At 58.8% G+C, this 6136-nt stretch carries 11 protein-coding genes and 2 pseudogenes; 2 read left to right on the plus strand and 11 right to left on the minus strand.

The features are described 5' to 3' along the window. Window positions 1-272 precede the first annotated feature (272 nt). From AB4090_RS14665 to AB4090_RS14675, 3 genes and pseudogenes are all read right to left on the minus strand, one after another. Window positions 273-686: a type II toxin-antitoxin system HicB family antitoxin gene (locus AB4090_RS14665; protein WP_369574629.1), complete on the minus strand. Its 414-nt coding sequence runs from the start codon at window positions 684-686 to the stop codon at window positions 273-275. Continuing rightward, window positions 683-769, minus strand: a pseudogene (locus AB4090_RS14670) (hypothetical protein); the annotation flags it as partial. The pseudogene AB4090_RS14670 and the gene AB4090_RS14665, both read right to left, overlap by 4 nt. A 104-nt stretch (window positions 770-873) precedes the next feature. Then, window positions 874-1056: a hypothetical protein gene (locus AB4090_RS14675; protein WP_369574630.1), complete on the minus strand. Its 183-nt coding sequence runs from the start codon at window positions 1054-1056 to the stop codon at window positions 874-876. Between the two features lie 150 nt (window positions 1057-1206). On the opposite strand from AB4090_RS14675, the gene AB4090_RS14680 reads away from it, so the two are divergent. Beyond that, window positions 1207-1509: a type II toxin-antitoxin system HigB family toxin gene (locus AB4090_RS14680; protein WP_369574631.1), complete on the plus strand. Its 303-nt coding sequence runs from the start codon at window positions 1207-1209 to the stop codon at window positions 1507-1509. Window positions 1510-1527: 18 nt separating this feature from the next. Continuing rightward, on the plus strand, window positions 1528-1950 hold the full coding sequence (locus AB4090_RS14685; RefSeq protein WP_369574632.1) for a type II toxin-antitoxin system HigA family antitoxin: 423 nt from the start codon (window positions 1528-1530) through the stop codon (window positions 1948-1950). On the opposite strand, the pseudogene AB4090_RS14690 reads toward AB4090_RS14685, so the two are convergent. From AB4090_RS14690 to AB4090_RS14725, 8 genes and pseudogenes are all read right to left on the minus strand, one after another. Next, window positions 1913-2083, minus strand: a pseudogene (locus AB4090_RS14690) (AbrB/MazE/SpoVT family DNA-binding domain-containing protein); the annotation flags it as partial. The gene AB4090_RS14685 and the pseudogene AB4090_RS14690 overlap by 38 nt on opposite strands. Before the next feature lie 21 nt (window positions 2084-2104). Next, window positions 2105-3259 (minus strand): ATP-binding protein, encoded by a 1155-nt coding sequence (locus AB4090_RS14695; protein WP_369574633.1) that lies wholly within the window; start codon window positions 3257-3259, stop codon window positions 2105-2107. Window positions 3260-3381: 122 nt separating this feature from the next. Further along, window positions 3382-3621: a hypothetical protein gene (locus tag AB4090_RS14700; protein ID WP_369574634.1), complete on the minus strand. Its 240-nt coding sequence runs from the start codon at window positions 3619-3621 to the stop codon at window positions 3382-3384. Continuing rightward, complete coding sequence (locus tag AB4090_RS14705) at window positions 3618-3911, minus strand: nucleotidyltransferase family protein (RefSeq protein ID WP_369574635.1); 294 nt, start codon at window positions 3909-3911, stop codon at window positions 3618-3620. Before AB4090_RS14705 ends, AB4090_RS14700 begins: the two co-directional genes overlap by 4 nt. 5 nt (window positions 3912-3916) lie before the next feature. Then, window positions 3917-4825, minus strand: a complete 909-nt coding sequence (locus tag AB4090_RS14710; protein WP_369574636.1) for an Rpn family recombination-promoting nuclease/putative transposase — start codon at window positions 4823-4825, stop codon at window positions 3917-3919. A 185-nt stretch (window positions 4826-5010) separates the two neighbouring features. Further along, the gene (locus AB4090_RS14715) at window positions 5011-5511 is read right to left on the minus strand and encodes a hypothetical protein (RefSeq protein WP_369574637.1); all 501 of its coding nucleotides are present in this window, start codon (window positions 5509-5511) and stop codon (window positions 5011-5013) included. Continuing rightward, window positions 5508-5807, minus strand: a complete 300-nt coding sequence (locus AB4090_RS14720; protein ID WP_369574638.1) for a nucleotidyltransferase domain-containing protein — start codon at window positions 5805-5807, stop codon at window positions 5508-5510. Before AB4090_RS14720 ends, AB4090_RS14715 begins: the two co-directional genes overlap by 4 nt. 5 nt (window positions 5808-5812) lie before the next feature. Then, window positions 5813-6136: DUF4351 domain-containing protein (locus AB4090_RS14725; RefSeq protein ID WP_369574639.1), on the minus strand; the 324-nt coding region annotated here is incomplete at its 5' end.

A 6136-nucleotide genomic window follows, 5' to 3' on the forward strand; every position in this document is an offset into this window, starting at 1 on the left:
GCCAGTGCAGCAGGATGCGGGCAATGTCCACCGCCACCCGTTTGAGCAGGTCTTTGGAGACTACATCGTTGTCAGTCACTGTTTCGCTCCCTCATTTTTGTATGGGAGGGAGTATAGCCGCGATGCCTTGGGGGTTGAATCACCACCTATAGAACACCACCTATAGAACATCGACGGAGCGGTCATCCAGTTGGCGGCGGTGCTCTGGCGGATGATGGCGACTTGCTCGGGGGTGAGGCGCATGTGCATTCACTCTTCCGGCCCGAAGATCTCTACTCAATGGTGAGCACTAGCTTACGTCCCATGCTGCGTACAGCTTTATCCAATTGGCGCAAGGTTGGCCAGTGAGCGGGGTTTTCAAGCCGTGCGGCGGTTGGCCAACTGGTTTCCATAATGCGCGCCAAGTCCGCTAGAGACTGCGTGCCGCGCGCGAAATGCACGAGCAGGGCGGATTGTACAGAGGCCGACGGCACCGCCAAGGGTAATCCCGGCGCTGTGGAGGGTAGGGGGATGTCTTCATGGCTTTCCAGCCGGACGGCGAGAACGCCGGACAAGACCTCGGCGGCGTTGAACGCCGCTTCTTCAGGGCTTTGGCCCTCGGTAAAGGCCTCTTCCAGGTCGTTGAACTGCACTAACAGTTGACCGTCATCTTGTGCTGCGATGGTGTAGGGGTAGGCGAATTTCATTTTAGCATCACTCCACTTTGTCGCTGGATTGCTGCGAGCAATCCCTTTCCCAGGTCGCGGTTGCCGTGAACAGGTACCGGTACGCTGCGAGGGTCCCTGCTTTTGTGAGAATATAATGGCTCCCCTCAATGCGGGACACGACAAACCCAGCGTCTAGCAATATACGGATGACCTGTTTACCATTCATTCAAAAACAATATATCATAAAAGATCTATAGTCAACCCCCTGTGTCAGGCTGGATGATGCCTGGGCATGGGCCGGTGCCGGCCGGGGATGGGTGTGTAGTTCGCCGGCAATGATCTCACCCACGACGTTTTCGGGTAGATCGAGCAGGTCTTGGTAGGTGGCGTAGCGATGGGCGGCGGTCATGGCGCACTCCTGATCGTATCGTGGCTTTCGGCCTCCAGGACGGACGATAGCCGAGCCGGGGGAAGGTGGTCAATCGCGTCGCGGACATGGCCAGGGCTGGCGGCGGGCAGCAGTTTGCAATAGTCCCATTATGGGACTAGAGTACAGTCAATGCGCGTGATTGCTGTGTCTACCCTTCGAAACTTCTGGGAGCGTCATCCCGACGCCGAGCAGCCGTTGAAGGCTTGGTACGCGGAAGCGGCGAGCGCGACTTGGACGCAGCCTGCCGACATCAAGGCGCAGTACCGAAGCGCCAGCGTGCTGCAGAACCGCCGCGTCGTTTTCAACATCAAAGGCAATGATTACCGATTGATTGTGGCCGTTGCGTACAAGTTGCAGATTGTCTACGTGAAGTTTGTCGGCACCCACAAGGAATACGACGCAGTGGACGCAAATACCGTTGAAATGGCCTGATTGGCCACGGAGGAAAGTATGGACATCCGCCCTATCCGCAGCGAAGCAGACTACCAGGCCACTCTCCAAGAAATTTCCGTTTTGATGGACGCCGACCCTGATTTGGGCACGCGGGATGGTGATCGTCTGGACATCCTGGTCACGTTGGTGCAGGCCTACGAGGCCAGACATGTCCCCATCGCTGAGCCTGATCCGGTGGAGGCCATTCAATTTCGAATGGAGCAAGGCGGTCTGTCCGTTAAAGATCTGGAGCCGATGATCGGCAAAAGTAACCGCGTTTACGAAGTGCTGAATCGCAAGCGCCCGCTGACCTTGGCGATGATCCGTAGACTGCACCAAGGTCTGGGCATCCCTGCCGATGTACTGATTGCGGAGACTTTGGTGGGCCGATCACCAACCGCCATTGCTTGCCTGCCCATCCTTGGGCAGCCGCCTCGTTGATTTCCGCAATCGTGGCAACCTTCTGCGTTTTGTTTGCGAGTAGACCGATAAAACCAGCTATCGTCCCAGAGGCGCGCGCCGCCTTGATAACACCCCGACCATCTGGAAGTAGCTCCAGATCAATTATGTCGCCCTGATGCATATCAACAATTTTTTACGCACCCAACATCCTCGGCAACGCTGCAACCGGTACCGCCCGCACACCCTCTGCCAAAGGAAAGGCGTCTGTGCCCGCATGGATCACCAAGCGGTGATCGGCGTCTATGTCCTCGCAAGCTTGGTAAAAGCCTTTGCTGACCCGGGGTTTGATGCTGCGCTTAATTTCTAGAGCCCAAAGTTCACCGTTGGGCAAGCGCAGTACAAGGTCGATTTCGGCACCGGCCGCCGAGCGGTAGAAAGCCGTTTCGCTCCCTTCTGGCATCCAATCCAGTATTTGTTCGATGATAAAGCCCTCCCAGCTCGCGCCTACTATGGGGTGCGCCAGAAGCTGTTGGCCGTCCTGAATGTGCAGCAAGGCATGGAGAAGCCCGGCGTCGCGGAGGTATATTTTGGGTGACTTGACCAATCGCTTTCCGGTATTGCTGTGCCAGGGCGGGAGTCGGCGCAGCAAAAAAAGGTCCACCAGCAGGTCCAGATAGTGGCTGATAGTTTTGGCGTCTACTTCTAGGTTGCGCGCCAACTGTGCCTGATTGATGAGGCTCCCCTGCAAGTGGGCAAGCATGGTCCACAGGCGCCGCATCCGTTCGGCAGGGACGCGGAAGCCGAGGTTGGGGATGTCCCGTTCCAGGTAGCTGCGGATAAAATCCCGCCGCCAGCGCAGGCTTTGGAGTTCTGATGCTGCGGCGTAGCTGTCGGGAAATCCGCCGCGCCGCCATAGGCGTTGCCAGTCGTCCACTTCCTCTGCGTCCAGGGGAGCTAACTCCAGGTGACTGATCCGGCCTGCCAGGGTTTCACCGGATTGGCGCAGCAGTTCTGGGGAGGCTGAGCCCAACAGCAAGTAGGAGCCATTGTGCTTGCCGGCCCGCCGGGCACGGTCGATGAGCCCGCGCAGCACGGGGAACAGCCCTGGCGCGCGGTGAACTTCGTCGAGGATCACCAAACGGTCTAGGTGTTCGCCTAGGAAGAGTTCCGGTTCCTGTAACTTTGCCTGGTCTGCTTCTGATTCCAGATCCAGATATAGCGATGGCATCTCTGCTGCCAGTGCCAGTGCCAGGGTGGTTTTGCCCACCTGTCGAGGGCCAAGCAGGGCCACTGCGGGACTTTCTGCCAGCCGTTGGCGAAGAACGGAGGTGATTCTGCGGGAGATCATCCTTGCAATTATGGAGTGTGATTCCAGAATTGCAAGGATGTGGGCTACCTCTTGAGGTCGCGCTTATGGAATCGTCCACCGAGGCCAAGCAGGAACAAACCCCGCGCAGCACCTGGACCCGCTTATGACGGCATGGGGAAGAGATCCGCATGTCGCATGGCCCCGACCAACTGATCTTGTAGCTTGGTAAAACGGTCATTAAGCGCCGCTAAACGCTCAGCGGTTTCGGGGTCATGCAGGTGGCGGGTCTCCAGGGGCCACGGCAGCCGGTCGCTGGTGTATTGCAGGGCCGCTCCCAGCCGTTGGAGGACCGCAATTTGTTGCTGGAGTAACTGCCGTTGCGCGGCAAATAGATCGGTCACGAGAGGCGTACTCCGGTCAATCGCGCAATGGTGGCAATGGGACCAGGGGGCCTACCAGGGGCATCGACAATCAGGTCCACGGGCACTTGTAGCTGCTGTTCCAAAGTCACCTTGCTGGTAAGCAACTCGGCGATGGATGGGGCTACGCGAGCTTCCACCAGCAGGTCTACATCCCCGCCCCAGCGGCTATCATCCACCCGCGAGCCAAACAGCCACACCCGCGCTTCCGGCCCAAAGCTGGCGGCGGTGCTTTGACGGATGATGGCGACTTGCTCGGGGGTGAGGCGCATGCGTTTTATCCCTGCGGCCCGAAGAGGTCTTCCAGGCGCTGGGCATCCAGAATCTGGTCCAGCCAGTGGGTCAGGTCCTCGGCGCTGGCTTCCTGCACCTGTGCCTCTACTCGAGATGGGACTTGCTGGAAGCGGCGGGTTAATAGCCGCAGCAGGGTGGCGCGCTCGGCTTGTAGCTGGCCTTCGAGGACGCCGCTTCGATGTCCCTGCGCGATACCCCGTTCCATCCCCCGTTCCATCCCCCGTTCCATCCCCCGTTCCATCCCCAGTTCATAGGAGGGCAGTTCGGTGATTTTGACGTTGCTCAACATGGCTTCGGCCTCCTTGACGGTTTCTTGCAGATCACGGTTTTTGGACAAAAGTTCCAAGGCGGTGAAACAGTTACGGAATCGGACGCTGTCTTCGCCGGTCAGGGCCACCAGACGCTGGACGATGTGCTGGACCAACTCCTGGGCCGGGCGGCCTTTGAAATCACAGAGCACCGCCAAAACCACCGCTTCCGGAGTATCCTCCCGCAGCAGGGATTCGCAGTCAACCTGATGCATATCAACGATTTTGTAGTGATACCGGAGGTCGAATTGGGTGAGGCTATCGGCCATGGTGCAGCGTCTCTTGCCGATGTAGACGACTACCTGGCGGATGTCCTGTTCATCGTAAAAGAGCAGGTCCGACCGGTAACGCAACATGCGCCAGAGCATTTTCGGGTCGTTCGCGTTCTGGATCTCGATGTGGAGGATGAAGCTCCCATCAGGGCCTTGCATCCGCGCCACCAGATCGGAACGGCGCTCTTCCATCCGCTGGTGGTTACTTTCCAGAATCTCCGCTTGGTCCACCGGCCAGTGCAGCAGGATGCGGGCAATGTCCACCGCCACCCGTTTGAGCAGGTCTTTGGAGACTACATCGTTGTCAGTCACTGTTTCGCTCCCTCATTTTTGTGTGGGAGGGAGTATAGCCGCGATGCCTTGGGGGTTGAATCACTGCCTGAAGCAATACTTGGCCCTGGCAGCCGAGGGGCAGGCAGCCGCAGCGGAAAAGCTGCTGGGCGTGATGCTTCAGGACTAATGGTACCAAGTTGGGCCTGGGGATGCAGGTGCGCGTGTTACGCAGGGTCTGCCGGCTGCGGAATGATTTCCCGCCGTTCCAGGTCGCTCAATATTGCACCGGCAAATGAGGTTAGCGTGGTAACGTGCTGATGCGCTTGCTGCAGCGCGCCATGCAGCACGGTGGGGTCTTCAATGTAATCATGCACCATCTGGTTGCGGAGTTTGCGCAGTTGTAACCACAAAGCCGTAGATGTCAGCAGCCCCAGGCGCTCTGCCCGATCCAGATTATCTACCGCTGCGCCGGGCGTTTCTCCCAGGGCTTCGCGCCAGAGCGGCAGCATTTTGTCACCCACACTGTCTTGCAGACGCCCAAAGCGACTGACAAAGGCGTCGATTTTTTCTGCGAGGGCAGCTTTGTCGCCCAATGATCTCACCGTGTCCAAGGTGAAATCCGGGGTAAATAGCGTGGCATCAGTGAGGGATAACCAATCCATTTCACGACGCACGACGCGCGCCAAAAATGTCAGCCGTTGGGCCAAGGCGCTGGCTGAGGTCACAGCAAAATCCCCTCAGCCCGTGCAATCTGGTGGATAGCAAGTTGCCGCAGATTCGGAGCGCTCAACAGAACATCGACGGAGCGGTCATCCAGTTGTCGACTGATCTGCACAGCCAGTTGCGCCGAGGCCCATGCGGGCTCCTGGATGTCTTGCGCCGTTTCGACCAGAAGATCGACGTCGCCACCACGTTGGTTGTCATCCACCCGCGAGCCAAACAGCCACACCCGCGCTTCCGGCCCGAAGTTGGCGGCGGTGCTTTGACGGATGATGGCGACTTGCTCGGGGGTGAGGCGCATGCGTTTTATCCCTGCGGCCCGAAGAGGTCTTCCAGGCGCTGGGCATCCAGAATCTGGTCCAGCCAGCGGGTCAGGTCCTCGGCGCTGGCTTCCTGCACCTGTGCCTCTACTCGAGATGGGACTTGCTGGAAGCGGCGGGTTAATAGCCGCAGCAGGGTGGCGCGCTCGGCTTGTAGCTGGCCTTCGAGGACGCCGCTTCGATGTCCCTGCGCGATACCCCGTTCCATCCCCCGTTCCATCCCCCGTTCCATCCCCCGTTCCATCCCCCGTTCCATCCCCAGTTCATAGGAGGGCAGTTCGGTGATTTTGACGTTGCTCAACATGGCTTC

This window comes from Acidithiobacillus sp. IBUN Pt1247-S3 (assembly GCF_041146875.1).
Taxonomy (GTDB): Bacteria; Pseudomonadota; Gammaproteobacteria; order Acidithiobacillales; family Acidithiobacillaceae; genus Igneacidithiobacillus.